This is a genomic window from Actinomadura sp. NEAU-AAG7, assembly GCF_018603865.1.
Lineage (GTDB): Bacteria > Actinomycetota > Actinomycetes > Streptosporangiales > Streptosporangiaceae > Spirillospora > Spirillospora litoris.
Map to the genome: position 1 here is coordinate 281,568 of NZ_JAHFZY010000003.1, position 13,583 is coordinate 295,150.

Annotated in this window: 11 protein-coding genes; 7 read left to right on the forward strand and 4 right to left on the reverse strand. The window is 74.4% G+C overall.

Translation table 11 applies throughout. The features are described from left to right. Positions 1–25: 25 nt before the first annotated feature. The gene (locus KLI87_RS15890; protein ID WP_156219398.1) at positions 26–1,063 is read left to right on the forward strand and encodes a DUF5937 family protein; all 1,038 of its coding nucleotides are present in this window, start codon (positions 26–28) and stop codon (positions 1,061–1,063) included. On the opposite strand, the gene KLI87_RS15895 is transcribed toward KLI87_RS15890, so the two are convergent. Further along, positions 1,003–2,049: a terpene synthase family protein gene (locus KLI87_RS15895; protein WP_308166025.1), complete on the reverse strand. Its 1,047-nt coding sequence runs from the start codon at positions 2,047–2,049 to the stop codon at positions 1,003–1,005. The genes KLI87_RS15890 and KLI87_RS15895 overlap by 61 nt on opposite strands. A 186-nt stretch (positions 2,050–2,235) precedes the next feature. Here KLI87_RS15895 and KLI87_RS15900 point away from each other — a divergent pair, with 186 nt between their 5' ends. The 5 genes from KLI87_RS15900 to KLI87_RS15920 all read left to right on the forward strand — a co-directional run bounded on the left by KLI87_RS15900 (position 2,236) and on the right by KLI87_RS15920 (position 9,269). Continuing rightward, complete coding sequence (locus KLI87_RS15900; RefSeq protein WP_308166026.1) at positions 2,236–3,054, forward strand: ABC transporter substrate-binding protein; 819 nt, start codon at positions 2,236–2,238, stop codon at positions 3,052–3,054. Further along, a complete protein-coding gene (locus KLI87_RS15905) occupies positions 3,051–3,905 on the forward strand; it encodes an amino acid ABC transporter permease (RefSeq protein ID WP_308166027.1) in 855 nt (284 codons plus the stop codon). The genes KLI87_RS15900 and KLI87_RS15905 overlap by 4 nt, the downstream gene beginning before the upstream one ends. Then, positions 3,902–4,699 carry an amino acid ABC transporter ATP-binding protein gene (locus tag KLI87_RS15910; protein ID WP_156219400.1) on the forward strand — a complete coding sequence of 266 codons (798 nt, stop codon included), beginning with the start codon at positions 3,902–3,904 and terminating at the stop codon, positions 4,697–4,699. The genes KLI87_RS15905 and KLI87_RS15910 overlap by 4 nt, the downstream gene beginning before the upstream one ends. Before the next feature lie 169 nt (positions 4,700–4,868). Then, positions 4,869–6,230, forward strand: coding sequence for a type I glutamate--ammonia ligase (gene glnA, locus KLI87_RS15915; RefSeq protein ID WP_156219401.1), 1,362 nt, complete (start codon positions 4,869–4,871; stop codon positions 6,228–6,230). A 15-nt stretch (positions 6,231–6,245) separates the two neighbouring features. Continuing rightward, entirely contained in the window at positions 6,246–9,269 is a 3,024-nt protein-coding gene (locus KLI87_RS15920) for a bifunctional [glutamine synthetase] adenylyltransferase/[glutamine synthetase]-adenylyl-L-tyrosine phosphorylase (protein WP_214617697.1), read from the forward strand. A gap of 50 nt (positions 9,270–9,319) precedes the next feature. Here the strand turns inward: KLI87_RS15920 and KLI87_RS15925 are convergent, their stop codons facing one another. Beyond that, positions 9,320–10,186, reverse strand: a complete 867-nt coding sequence (locus KLI87_RS15925) for a phosphatase PAP2 family protein (protein WP_308166028.1) — start codon at positions 10,184–10,186, stop codon at positions 9,320–9,322. 13 nt (positions 10,187–10,199) lie between these two features. Continuing rightward, positions 10,200–11,201, reverse strand: coding sequence for a phosphatase PAP2 family protein (locus tag KLI87_RS15930; protein WP_214617698.1), 1,002 nt, complete (start codon positions 11,199–11,201; stop codon positions 10,200–10,202). Between the two features lie 379 nt (positions 11,202–11,580). Here KLI87_RS15930 and KLI87_RS15935 point away from each other — a divergent pair, with 379 nt between their 5' ends. Then, the gene (locus KLI87_RS15935; protein WP_308166029.1) at positions 11,581–13,209 is read left to right on the forward strand and encodes an alpha/beta hydrolase; all 1,629 of its coding nucleotides are present in this window, start codon (positions 11,581–11,583) and stop codon (positions 13,207–13,209) included. Here the strand turns inward: KLI87_RS15935 and KLI87_RS15940 are convergent. Next, a complete protein-coding gene (locus KLI87_RS15940) occupies positions 13,172–13,567 on the reverse strand; it encodes an OsmC family protein (protein WP_156219403.1) in 396 nt (131 codons plus the stop codon). The genes KLI87_RS15935 and KLI87_RS15940 overlap by 38 nt on opposite strands. Positions 13,568–13,583: the final 16 nt, after the last annotated feature.

Below are 13,583 nucleotides of genomic sequence, written 5' to 3' on the forward strand. Positions count from 1 at the left end.
GCGACAATGATTTAGCCTGTGCTAAATGATCGAGCTGGTGTTCGCCCCGGACGACGTCGCGCGCGTCCGGTTCGCGTTCTCCCCGCTGTGGGAGATGGTGCGCAGCCTGCGGGTCCTCGGCGACCCGTCGGGGCACGCGCTGCACCTGCCGTGGGTGCGCGCCGTCCGTCCCGGCCTGGACGGCCTCGACCTGGGTCTGCTGCACGTGCTCGTCAAGCCCTGGGGCTACATCCCCGACTTCCTCACCCCGCCGCCGGTGACACCGCTGCCCGACCTGCGGGCCGAGCTGGACGTCGTCCGCGCGACGCCTCCGGAGGTGGTCGCCGCCGAGCTGCGCTGGACGGAGCGCGGCGGCAGCGCCGGGCCGGAGCGGCTGGCGCTCGCCGACGACCCGGAGCGCGCCCTGGCGGACATCGCCGACGCCCTCGAACGCTACTGGGCCGCCGCCGTGGAGCCGTTCTGGCCGCGCGTCCGCGACCTGCTGGAGGGCGACGTCCTGCGCCGCACCCGCGCGCTGGCCGCGCGGGGCGCCGAGGGCGTGTTCGCCGACCTCCACGAGGCGGTCGCCTGGCGCGCCGGGCGGCTGTTCATCGACCGGCGCTGGCACCACCACGGCGAGCTGGCCGGGAGCGGGCTGCTCCTGGTCCCGAGCGTGTTCGTGTGGCCGAGCGTGTCGGTGATGCTGCCGCCCTACCAGGCGATGCTCAGCTACCCGCCGACCGGCGTCGCGACGCTGTGGGAGTCGGGCGGGCGCGGCGCCGGGTCCCGCGTGCCGGACGCGCTCGCCGCGCTGGTCGGCCGCCGCCGCGCCGAGCTGCTCATCGCGCTCGCCGCCCCCGCGTCCACGACGGAGCTGGCCGCGCGGATGGACGTCACGGCGGGCGCGGTCAGCCAGCACCTCGGCGTGCTGCGCGCCTGCGGCCTGGTGTCCGGGCACCGGATGGGGCGCAGCGTCCTGTACGTCCGCACCCCCGAGGGCGACGCGCTGACCGCCAACAGCGCTCAGCGCAGCGAGGCCAGGGCGTCCAGGCGCAGGGACGTCACCGAGCCGCCGGACTCGTAGCGGCCCGACTCGGCGAGCCAGTCCAGGTGCGCGCGGGGGGTGTCCAGCAGCACCTTGACGACCTGCGCGGCGGCGGCGCGCTGCGCGGCGTTCAGGTGCAGCCGTTCGAGCATGTCGGGCAGCCCCCGGGCCGCCTTCCAGGCGTCCTCGATCCGCTCGGCGACCCGCTCGACGACCATGTCGCCCGCGCGCGCCGCGTCCACGCCGTGCGCGGCGGCGAGCACGGCCGGGTAGTTGTGGACGTCGCCGCGCGCCGACTCCAGGTCGTGCGAGGCGAGGTCGTTCGTCCACGCGACGACGTCGGCGACGCTGTGCGCGAGCGTCTTCCAGCCGGGCGTGCGCAGCAGCCGCGGCGCCAGCTCCACGCCGAGCACCGGCTCGATCAGGTCGTACAGGAACGGCGGGCACGCGCGCCGCCGCAGCGCCGTGTACGCGGCGGGCGCCGGGACGTGCCCGATGCGGCGGTTGACGGCCTCCTCGGCGCAGCCGTCCCGGTGCGCCTCCAGTTGCAGCATGAACCGGCGGCGCCAGTCGCGGCTCATGGAGCGGGACGTGGCGTCCCACAGCTCCACCAGCGCCGCCTCCAGCGGGCGGGCGCCCGGCCGGGCGTGCCCGCGCCGCATCGCGCGCAGCAGGTCGTCGTACAGGGCGTGGACGGCGCTGCCGCTGTCGGCGAGCGGCGGGTGGTCGAGCGTGTCGTCCAGCGCGAGCGCCCAGGTCAGCCAGCGGGCGAACAGGTCCACGGCGACGAGGTCGGCGCCGGGGAAGACCCGCGCCGCCAGCCGCTCGCACCTGGCCCGGCCGAGCGGCGAGGTGTCGGGGTCGCCGAGCACCAGGCCCCGGCCGCGCGCCCAGGACTCGACCTGCGCGCACAGCTGCCAGGACTCCGGGTGCATGGCCGACGGGGCGGCCAGCGGGGCCACCCGGTCCGACGTCGAGAGAAGAAGTGAGATGTCCACGACCCGGCCCACGCTAATGACCACCACCGGTCAGAACCATGATCGCCACGTCAATTTTTGGGGAAACGGGATTGAGGGGACGGTCACGGACGGGCCCGCCGATCGTGCGGCGGGCCGCGGTGTTCTCCGATGATCACGAGACCGGAGACGAATGGGACAGCCGAACGGACCGACGACGAAGACCGGCAACGAAACACCGACACAGGAGGACATGTGACCAGACGGACCGCACGTTGGGCGCTCGGAACCGGACTGGCCGCCCTGGCGCTGACCGCGACGTCCTGCGGAAACGGCGACAAGGGCGCCACCGTGCAGGGGGTGAAGCTCATCAAGAAGGACGCGCTGACCTCCTGCACCCACCTGCCGTACCCGCCGTTCCAGGTGGAACAGGGAGGAAAGGTCGTCGGCTTCGACGTCGACCTGGTCGACCTCGTCGCGAAGCGCCTCGGCGTGACGCAGAAGATCGTCGACACCCAGTTCGAGACGATGCGGACCGGCGCCGCGCTGAACGCCGGGAAATGCGACATCGTCATGGGCGGCATGACGATCAAGCCCGACCGGGTCGAGTTCATGGACGTGACCAAGCCCTACTTCGACGCCACGCAGTCGCTGCTGGCGAAGAAGGGCAGCGGCGTCACCTCGCTGGACGCCGTCAAGGCCAAGGACCTCAAGCTCGGCGCGCAGGCCGGGACGACCGGCGAGGACTACGTCAAGGGCAAGGGCTTCGACCCGGTCTCCTTCGACAACTCCGGCGCCGAGCTGGACGGCCTGCGCACCGGCCAGGTCAAGGTCATCGTCCAGGACGACCCGGTCGTCAAGGGCTGGCTCAAGGACCCGGCGAACGCGGGCCTGGAGATCGTCGCGAACCTCAACACCGGCGAGCAGTACGGGTTCTGGATCCGCAAGGGCCACAACCCGAAGCTCGTCGAGCTGGTGAACCAGGTCCTCGCGCAGGCCAAGGCCGACGGCACCTACAAGCGGATCTACGAGAGGTGGATCGGCGCGATGCCGCCGGCGGGAGGCCCGTCGTGACGGTCGAGCCGGTGGACGCCGCCGCCTCGCGCGGCCCGGCCCGCGGCCTCTTCGCGGGCATGCCGCGGCGCCGCCGCCGGCGGCTGTCCCTGGGCGCGCAGTACACGCTGTTCGCCGCCGCGGTCGTGGTCGTCGCGCTGCTGGCCGACTGGCCCACGCTGCGGGAGAACTTCGCCAAACAGGAGGTCGCCGAGCAGCTCTTCCCCGACATCATCACGGTCGGGCTGCGCAACACCGCCGTCTACACGGCGGCCGGGTTCGGCCTCGGCCTGGCGGGCGGGCTGGTGGTCGCGCTGATGCGGCTGTCGACCGCGGCCCCCTACCGGTGGCTCGCCACCGCCTACATCGAGGTCTTCCGCGGCCTGCCGCTGCTGCTGATCTTCATCTTCGTGGCGGTCGGCGTGCCGCTGGCCTTCCCCGGCACGGAGATCCCCGGCGGCGCCGTCGGGCAGGCGGGGCTCGCGCTCGGCCTGGCCGCCACCGCCTACATCGCCGAGACGATCCGCGCGGGCATCGAGGCCGTCCCGCGCGGGCAGGTGGAGGCCGCGCGCTCGCTCGGCATGTCGCAGGGCCGGGCGATGTGGACGATCATCCTCCCGCAGGCGTTCCGGATCGTGATCCCCCCGCTGACCAACCAGGTCGTGCTGCTGTGCAAGGACTCCTCGCTCGTGCTGTTCCTCGGCATCACGCTGGAGCAGCGCGAGCTCACCAAGTTCGGCCGCGACCTCGCCGGGCAGAAGGGCAACACCACCCCGATCATCGTGGCCGGGATCTGCTATCTGATCATCACCATCCCGCTGAGCCTGCTGGCCAGACGGCTGGAGGCGCGGCAGCGCAGGGGGCAGCGATGACCCGTACCGGTGAACCCGCCGGAGCGGACGCGGGCGCGATCGAGATCAGCGGGCTGCACAAGTCGTTCGGGGCGAACGAGGTGCTGCGCGGCATCGACTTCCGCGTGGACGCGGGCGAGGTGGTGTGCGTCATCGGGCCGTCCGGCTCGGGGAAGTCGACGCTGCTGCGCTGCGTGAACCTGCTGGAGGAGCCGTCCGCCGGAACGGTCCGGGTCGCGGGCGCGGAGGTCACCGACCCCGACGTCGACATCGACGCCGTCCGCCGCCGGATCGGCATGGTGTTCCAGTCGTTCAACCTGTTCCCGCACCTCACCGCGCTCGGGAACGTGGCGGTCGCGCAGCGCAAGGTGCTGCGGCGCGGGAAGCGGGACGCCGAGCGGATCGCGCGGGAGAACCTGGAGCGGGTCGGGCTGGCGGACAAGGTCGGCGCCTACCCGGCGCAGCTGTCGGGCGGGCAGCAGCAGCGCGTCGCGATCGCCCGCGCGCTCGCGATGGGGCCCGAGGTGATGCTGTTCGACGAGCCGACGTCCGCGCTGGACCCCGAACTCGTCGGCGACGTCCTCGGCGTCATGCGCGGGCTCGCGGAGGCGGGCATGACCATGCTCGTCGTCACCCACGAGATGAGCTTCGCCCGCGAGGTCGCCGACCGGGTCGCGTTCATGGACGGCGGCGTGATCGTCGAGCAGGGGGAGGCGGCCCGGATGGTCACCGACCCCGACCACGAGCGGACGCGGGAGTTCCTGTCCCGCGTCCTTGATCCGGCCGCCGCGCGTGTGCAGGGGGGTGAGAGGTGAAGGGTCGGATATGTTCCGGTCAGGACGTCGGCCGCGTAACGTCGCGGTAACAGCGGACGGGCATACTGCGAAGTAGCCGGGGGTCGGCGCGTAGCCCCTGACCTGCGGGGCACGCCCAGCTGGCACACCCTGCCGACGAACCCGGCAGGCACCATCGAGGGAGAAGGCTTTGGAGCGACAGCAGGAGTTCGTGCTCCGCACGCTGGAGGAGCGCGACATCCGCTTCATCCGGCTGTGGTTCACCGACGTGCTCGGGTTCCTGAAGTCGGTGGCGGTCGCCCCCGCCGAACTGGAGGGCGCCTTCGGCGAGGGCATCGGCTTCGACGGCTCGGCGATCGAGGGCTTCGCCCGCGTGTACGAGGCCGACATGATCGCCAAGCCCGACCCGTCCACCTTCCAGGTGCTGCCATGGCGCTCGGAGTCGCCGGGCGTCGGCCGGATGTTCTGCGACATCCTCATGCCCGACGGCACGCCGAGCTTCGCCGACCCCCGCTACGTCCTCAAACGGGCCCTCGCCCGCGCCGCCGACCTCGGGTTCACCTTCTACACCCATCCCGAGATCGAGTTCTTCCTGCTCAACGACCGTCCCGAGGACGGCCGCGAGCCCGAGCCGGCGGACGCGGGCGGCTACTTCGACCACACCCCGCACAGCGCCGCGCACGACTTCCGGCGCAACGCGATCACGATGCTGGAGGCCATGGGCATCTCGGTGGAGTTCAGCCACCACGAGGGCGCCCCCGGCCAGCAGGAGATCGACCTCCGCTACGCCGACGCGCTCACCACCGCCGACAACATCATGACGTTCCGGCTGGTGATGAAGGAGGTCGCGCTGGAGCAGGGCGTGTTCGCCTCGTTCATGCCGAAGCCCTTCACCGAGCACCCCGGCTCGGGCATGCACACCCACATGTCGCTGTTCGAGGGCGACCGCAACGCCTTCTACGAGCCCGGCGCCGAGTACAAGCTGTCCAAGGTCGGGCGCGCGTTCATCGCGGGGCTGCTGCGGCACTCCGCCGAGATCACCGCCGTCTGCAACCAGTGGGTGAACTCCTACAAGCGGCTGTGGGGCGGCGTCGGCTCGGCCGCGGGCGCCGGGGGAGAGGCGCCGTCCTACATCTGCTGGGGGCACAACAACCGGTCCGCGCTCGTCCGCGTGCCGATGTACAAGCCGCACAAGGGCCACTCGACCCGCATCGAGTTCCGCTCGCTGGACACCGCCGCCAACCCCTACCTCGCGTTCGCGGCGATCCTCGGCGCCGGGCTGCGCGGCATCGAGGAGGGCTACGAGCTGCCGCCGGGCGCCGAGGACGACGTGTGGGCGCTGACCCCCGCCGAGCGGCGCGCGCTCGGCATCGAGCCGCTGCCGCAGAACCTCGACGAGGCGATCCACGCGATGGAGCGCAGCGAGCTGGTCGCCGACGTCCTCGGGGAGCACGTCTTCGACTTCTTCCTGCGCAACAAGCGCCAGGAGTGGGAGGAGTACCGGCGCGAGGTGACGGTGTTCGAACGCAAGCGGCTCATGGCCGTCCTGTAGCGGCCCGGCCGCGTCGTGGGCGATCCGTGGAGCGACCGCCGTCCCTCGCTCGTGGGACGGCTGGCGCGGCTCGGGTTCACCGACACGGGCCGGGCCGGGCGGCTCATCGCCGAGGCCGAGCGCGCCGGGACCGCCCCCCTCGGCGACGGCCTGCTGGAGGCGCTCGGCGCCACCGCCGACCCCGACCTCGCGCTGGACGGCCTGCTCCGGCTCCTGGACGCCGCGCCCGGCCCCGAGCTGCGGGCGGCGCTCGACGCCGAGCCCGAGACCCGGGCCCGGCTGACCAGGGTGCTCGGGGTCAGCGCCGCGCTCGCCGACCACCTCGTCCGGCACGCCGGGGACTGGCGCGTCCTGCGCGACGGCGGCGCGCCGCTGGGGGACCCGCGCGCCGGGCTGCTGGAGGCCGTGGGCGCCGACGCCTCCGCCGCCGACCCCGTCGCGCGGGGCCCCGGCGTCCTCGCGGCGCTGCGGGTCGCCTACCGGCGGCGGCTGCTCGCGCTCGCCGGCCGCGACCTGTGCGGCGACCTGGACGTCGCGGACGTCGCCGCCGCGCTCGCCGACCTCGCCGCCGCCGCGCTGGAGGCCGGGCTCGCGATCGCCCGCGCGGAGGTCCCCGGGCACGACGCCTGCCGCCTCGCGGTGATCGGGATGGGCAAGTGCGGCGGCCGGGAGCTGAACTACGTCTCCGACGTCGATGTGGTCTTCGTGGCGGAGGCCCGGGAGGGGCACGGCGAGGACGCCGCGCTGCGCGTCGCGACCCGGCTCGCCTCGGCGACCATGCGGGCCTGCTCGGCCAGTACCCCGGAGGGGTCGCTGTGGGAGGTGGACGCGGCGCTGCGCCCCGAGGGGAGGTCCGGGCCGCTCGTGCGGACCCTCGCCAGCCACCGCGCCTACTACGAGCGCTGGGCCAAGACCTGGGAGTTCCAGGCGCTGCTCAAGGCGCGGCCGGTCGCGGGCGATCCCGGCCTCGGCGCCCGCTACATGGAGGCGATCACCCCGATCGTGTGGCGGGCCGCCGAGGGCGAGAGCTTCGTCGCCGACGTCCAGGCCATGCGGCGCCGGGTGGAGGCCGACCTCGACCGGCGCACCGGCGAGGCCGAGCGGCAGCTCAAGCTCGGCCCCGGCGGGCTGCGCGACGTGGAGTTCGCGGTGCAGCTCCTCCAGCTCGTCCACGGCCGGGCCGACGAGACGCTGCGCAGCCCCACCACGCTGGACGCGCTGTCGGAGCTGTCGCGCGGCGGCTACGTCGGGCGCGACGACGCCGCGTCCCTCGCGACCGCGTACCGGTTCCTGCGGCGCGTCGAGCACCTGGTGCAGCTGCACCGGCTGCGCCGCACCCATCTCGTCCCCGACGACGAGGCCGGGCTGCGGCGCCTCGGCCGGGCCCTCGGCCTGCGCCCCGACCCGGTCCGGGAGTTCACGGGGGAGTGGCGGCGGCAGGCGCGGAAGGTCCGCCGGATCCACGAGAAGCTGTTCTACCGCCCGCTGCTCCCGGCGGTCGCCCGGCTGCCGGGGGAGGAGGCGCGGCTCACGCCCGAGGCCGCGCGCGCCCGGCTGGAGGCGCTCGGCTACGCCGACCCGGCGGGCGCCCTCCGGCACATCGAGGCGCTCACCGCCGGGGTGTCGCGGCGCGCGGCGATCCAGCGGACGCTGCTGCCGGTCATGCTCGGCTGGTTCGCCGACGCCCCCGACCCCGACGAGGGCCTGCTCGGGTTCCGGAAGGTCAGCGACGCGCTCGGCACCACCCCCTGGTACCTGCGGCTGCTGCGCGACGAGGTGGTCGTCGCCGAGCGGATGGCGTGGCTGCTCGGCTCCAGCCGCTACGCCACCGACCTGCTGCTGCGCGCGCCCGAGGCGGTCGCGACGCTCGGCAGCGCCGCCGACCTCGCGCCCCGGCCGCGGGCCTCGCTGCGCGCCGAGGCGTTCGCGGCCGTCCGCCGGCACACCCAGCCGGACGCGGGCGCCCCGTCGGCGTCGGCCGCCGAGGACGCGGTCGGGGTCGTGCGCGCGCTGCGCCGCCGCGAGCTGTTCCGGGTCGCGGTCGCCGACCTGCTCGGCCTGGCCGAGGTCGAGGCGGTGGGGCTCGCGCTCACCGACATCGCCGCCGTGACGATCGAGGCCGCGCTGCGCGCCGCCGTCAGCAAGGTCGAGCGGGCCACCGGGGAGGCGCTGCCGACCCGGATCGCGGTGGTCGCGATGGGCCGGTTCGGCGGCCACGAACTCGGCTACGGCAGCGACGCCGACGTGATGTTCGTCCACGACCCGCTCCCCGGCGCCGACGAGCGGGCCGCGGGCCGCGCCGCGCACGGCGTCGCCGAGGAGCTGCGGCGGCTGCTGTCGCTGCCCGCCCCCGACCCGCCGCTGGACATCGACCCGAACCTGCGTCCCGAGGGCCGCCAGGGCCCGCTCGTGCGGACGCTCGCCTCCTACGCCGCCTACTACGCCCGCTGGTCGCAGCCGTGGGAGGCGCAGGCGCTGCTGCGCGCCGACCCCCTCATCGGCGACCCGGGGCTGTGCGAGGGCTTCCGCGCGCTGATCGACCCGATCCGCTTCCCCGAGGGCGGCGTCGACGAGGCGGCGGTCCGGCAGATCCGGCGGCTCAAGGCGCGGATGGAGTCCGAGCGGCTGCCGCACGGCGTCGACCGCTCCCTACACACCAAGCTCGGCTCCGGCGGCCTCGCCGACGTCGAGTGGGTCGCGCAGCTCCTCCAGCTCCGGCACGCCCACGCCGTCCCCGCGCTGCGCACGACCCGGACCCTCGCCGCGCTGGACGCGGCGGTCGGCGCGGGCCTGCTGGAGGAGGAGGACGCGTCCGTCCTGGCCGAGGCGTGGTGCCTGGCCACCCGCATCCGCGGCTCGCTCATGCTGGTCCGGGGCCGGGCGTCGGACCTGCTGCCGAGCGAGCACCACCGCGAGCGCACCGCCGTCGCCAGCGTGCTCGGCTACCCCGGGCCGGGCGACCTGCTGGAGGACTACCGCCGCCGCACCCGCCGCGCCCGCGGTGTGGTCGAACGTGTGTTCTATGGCGCCGACGAGTAGCGGCGCTCGGGCGGGCGCGCATGACCGGGGGTCCGGGTCGCGTGAGCGCTCTACCAGCCCGTGGGCGGAGATGGCGGAGGGGATCCGCCCGCAGGATGATCACGGAGCGGTGCGGCCGTCGCGCAGGGGCGGGCCGGGACGAGGCGCCAGGCGAGCTCCCGGGCCGGGATCGCGATCAGCGCGCCGCCCGCGAGGGCGCCCACGCCGCCCGCCGCGTCCAGGAGGAAGTGGTTGGCCGTCCCCACGATCACGACGATCGTGAGCGCGGGATAGAGCAGGGCCAGCCACGCCCACCGCCGCCGGACGACGCCGATCACCGCCGCCGCGCACCACAGCGACCAGGCGGTGTGCATGGACGGCATCGCCGCGAACTGGTTGGTGACCGACGCGGTGGGCCCGGAGCCGTAGAAGCCCCAGGTCCCGAAGACGGCCACGGTGTCGGTGAAGCCGGGCAGCATCCGCGGCGGGGCCAGCGGGAACAGCCAGAAGCCGAGGAGGCCCAGCAGCGTCGTGGCGAACAGGAGCGTCCGGTACACCGCGTACCGGGCGGGTCTGCGGACGTAGAGCCACACCATCACGGCGACGGTCGCGGCGAAGTGCATCGTGGCGTAGAAGTAGTTCCCGGCGGTCGCCAGCCATCCGTGCCCCGCGAACACCCGGTTAACGTCGTACTCGACGTCCAGGTGGAGCGAGTACTCCACTTCGAGGATCTCGCGGGCCCGGTGCGCCGCCGTCGCCGGATCGACCGGGACGAGGTTCCGCACCAGTTGGTACGCGCCGTAGCAGACCACCAGCAGGAGCAGCTCCGACCAGAGCCGCGGCCGGACGCGGATCGCGAAGGCGGCCGTGAGCCGGCCCCCCGCCACGTCGCCCCCGGCGCCGCGGCCGGACCCGGAAGGGTGCCCTGACCTGGCCACCCTTCCTATCGTGTCAAATGGCGGAGCCGGACGCACCCCCGGCCGTGGCCGAGTCCGCGCGGGTCCGCCCGGACTCGGCGACCCGGGCGGCCGTGCGGGCCGCGCTCTTGGCCGCGCTCGTCGCGGCGGCGCTGGCGGTGGCCCGCGCCGTGCTCCGCGCCGCGGAACCGGCCGAGGTGCCGGCGGTGGCCCGCACCGGGACGTGCGTGGCCGTCACGGAGGCGCCCGCGCCGAACGCCGCGCCGACCCTCGTCGCGAGGGTGCGCGCCGTGCCGCGGTCCCAGGGGCGGCCCAGCCGCGCCGACACCGCGTGCCGGGCGTCCAGCAGCCGCTGGGGGCAGCGCATGTAGAGCATCCAGGACAGGCCGAGCGCGCCCGCGATGATCGCGATGCCGACGATCGCGTCCATGAGGTAGTGGTTGGCGGTGGACAGGATCACGAACACCGTCGTGGCGGGGTAGAGCACCCCGACGATCTTGGCCCAGCGCTGGGTGGCCATCTTGACCAGGATGAACCCGCACCACAGCGCCCACCCCGCGTGCATGGACGGCATCGCGGCGTACTGGTTGGTGAGGCTGCCCGAGGCGTCGCTGGCGTACAGGCCGACGGAGTGCAGCGCGGTCACCGGGTCGACGAACCCCTCGCTGCCGAGGAAGCGCGGCGGCGCGAGCGGGTAGAGCCAGAAGCCGATCAGCGCCAGGCCCGTGGCCACCATGATCGACGTCCGGAGCCAGCGGTACTCCCGCGGGCGGTACCGGTACAGCCACACGACGATCCCGGCCGTCACGATGAAGTGCATCGTGGCGTAGAACAGGTTCGCGGTGCGCGCCAGCCAGGGCACGTCCAGCAGCGTCTGGTTCAGGCCCAGCTCCACGTCGATGCCCAGGAACCGCTCGACGTGGAGGATCTGTCTGGCGTGCTCGAACGCCGGACCGGTGCCGTCCTGGACGAGGACGATGCGCGTCAGCGTGTAGCCGGAGTAGAAGAGCGCGATCAGCAGGAGCTCGCGCCACACCGGCGGTGCCTTGAGCACCCGGCGACGTGCCGTCTCGGCGGGCTGGCGCGGCCCACCTCGCCGGGCCGTTCGGGCCTGGCCTCGGTGGGCTGCTGGGGGGGCGGTCTGGGCCATGCTACCTATCTTTGCCTCGCGGCCCCCTGATTGAGATCACCGCGCCGAATGGTCTTCGTCTCAGACTTGAGTAGTACGACCCTGATGCGGTATCCGGACTTTCGGGGGAGGGGTCTCAGGGGAACCTCACCCCTGAGACGGCTCCCCGCGCGGAGCCTATGAAGTTGATCAGGCATCAGCATAGGAGGCACCGGGTAGGTCCAGGCCGCCCCCCGTGAACCGAACGGGGGGACGAATGGCCAGGATCACCTCGATACCCGGCAAAGTGGTGGTATTCGCTGCGATCCTGACCGCTTTCGGTCTGGTCCCGGACGCCGCGTCGCCGTCGATCCGGTCGGTGCGGTCACCGTCCGACTGGTCCGGTCGCTCACCGTCCAAGGGGCCCGGAGACGCGCCGCCCGAGCGGCTCGTGTGGAAGCGCTGCACGGGTCTGCCCGAGCCGGACCCCGGGGCGAAGCCGCCGCCCGCCGGGTTCCGCTGCACCACGGTGCGGGTCCCGCTGGACCATGACAGGCCCTCGGGGGAGACGATCGGCGTCGCGCTGATCCGCGTCCCGGCGACCGACTCGGCCCACCGTATCGGGTCGCTGCTGTTCAACTTCGGCGGCCCCGGCGGCGAGGGCGTCGACACCCTCGCCCATGCCGCCGGCGACTACGCGCGCCTGAACACCCGCTACGACCTGGTCGGCTTCGACCCGCGCGGCGTCGGCCGCAGCGCCCCCGTCACCTGCGTCGACGACCGCCGCATGGACGTCCTGACCGCGCGGGAGGGCACCCCCGACACCGCCGCCGAGGAGCGGGCGTTCGCCGCGGACGAGGCGTCCTACAACCGGGGGTGCCAGACCCGGTCGGGCGCGCTCCTCCCGCATGTCGGGACGGTCAGCGCCGCCCGCGACATGGACCTGGTCCGCGCCGCGCTCGGCGACCCCCGGCTCCACTACTTCGGCATCTCCTACGGCACCTGGCTCGGCGGCAGCTACGCCCACCGGCACCCCGGCAGCGTCGGCCGCGCCGTCCTCGACGGGGCGGTGGACACCGCCGTGGACCCGGCCGAGCAGGCGCTCCAGCAGGCCGAGGCGTTCCAGCGGGCGCTCGGCGCGTTCGGGGCGGCCTGCGCCGCGCTCGGCGAACGCGCCTGCCCGCTCGGCGCCGACGGGCCGGGCGTCGCCGCGTCCGTCCGGCGGCTGCTCACCCGGCTCGACCGGGCGCCGCTGCCCGCGCGCGGCGGGCGGAGGCTGACCGAGCGGCTCGCGACCAGCGGCGTCACCGCCGCGCTCTACTCCCGGCGGGCGTGGCCGATCCTCGCGCAGGGCCTGGTGGACGCCGCCACCCGCCGCGACGGGACCCTGCTGCGCGCCCTCGCCGACGCGGGCAACGGCCGCCGCCCCGACGGCTCCTACACGAACCTGTCCGCCGCCAACACCGCGATCGCCTGCGCGGACACCACCGCGCGCTACGCCCCGGCCGACGTCCGGCGGCTGCTGCCGCGCTTCCGCGCCGCGTCCCCGGTGTTCGGGCCGGCGCTGGCGTGGGGCCTGCTCCAGTGCACCGGCTGGCCGGTCGCGGGGGACGCGGCGGCGCGCGAGGTGTCCGCGCCGTCCGCCGCCCCGATCCTCGTCGTCGGCAACACCGGCGACCCCGCCACCCCCTACGCGTGGGCGCCCGCCCTGACCAAGGCACTCGGCGGGCAGGCGACGCTCCTCACCCTCAAGGGGGAGGGGCACGGCGCCTACGACACCGGCGACGCCTGCGTCCGCCGGACCGTGGACGCCTACCTCCTCCAGGGCACCGTCCCCCCGGCCGGGACGGTCTGCCCCCCGGACAAGGGGCCCCAGGAACCCGCGGAGCCCAAGGGCCTCACGGGACGATCTGATCGACCTTCATCGGCTCCCTGAGCGCGTTCCCGACCGTGCAGTACTTGTCGTGGACGCGCGCGGCCACGCCCTTCAGCACCTCCGCCGCCTTCTCGTCGCCCTCGGGCAGCTCCACGTCGTAGGTGACCGTGATCGTGCCGAGCGCGCTGGTGGCGATCTTGTCGGCCTGGACGGTCGCGGCCAGCCGCGCCAGCCGGTGCCCCCGCTGGGCCGTCAGCGGCTCCACGGTGACCAGCTCGCAGCCGCCGAGCGCCGCCAGCAGCAGCTCCACCGGCGTGAAGACCCCGTCGGTGTCGCCGTCCCCGATCGCGACGCTCGCGCCCCGGTCGTTGACCGCCCGGAACCCGTCCTCGGTGCGCTCCACCCTGACCTCGGCCATGACGTCTCCTCCGCTC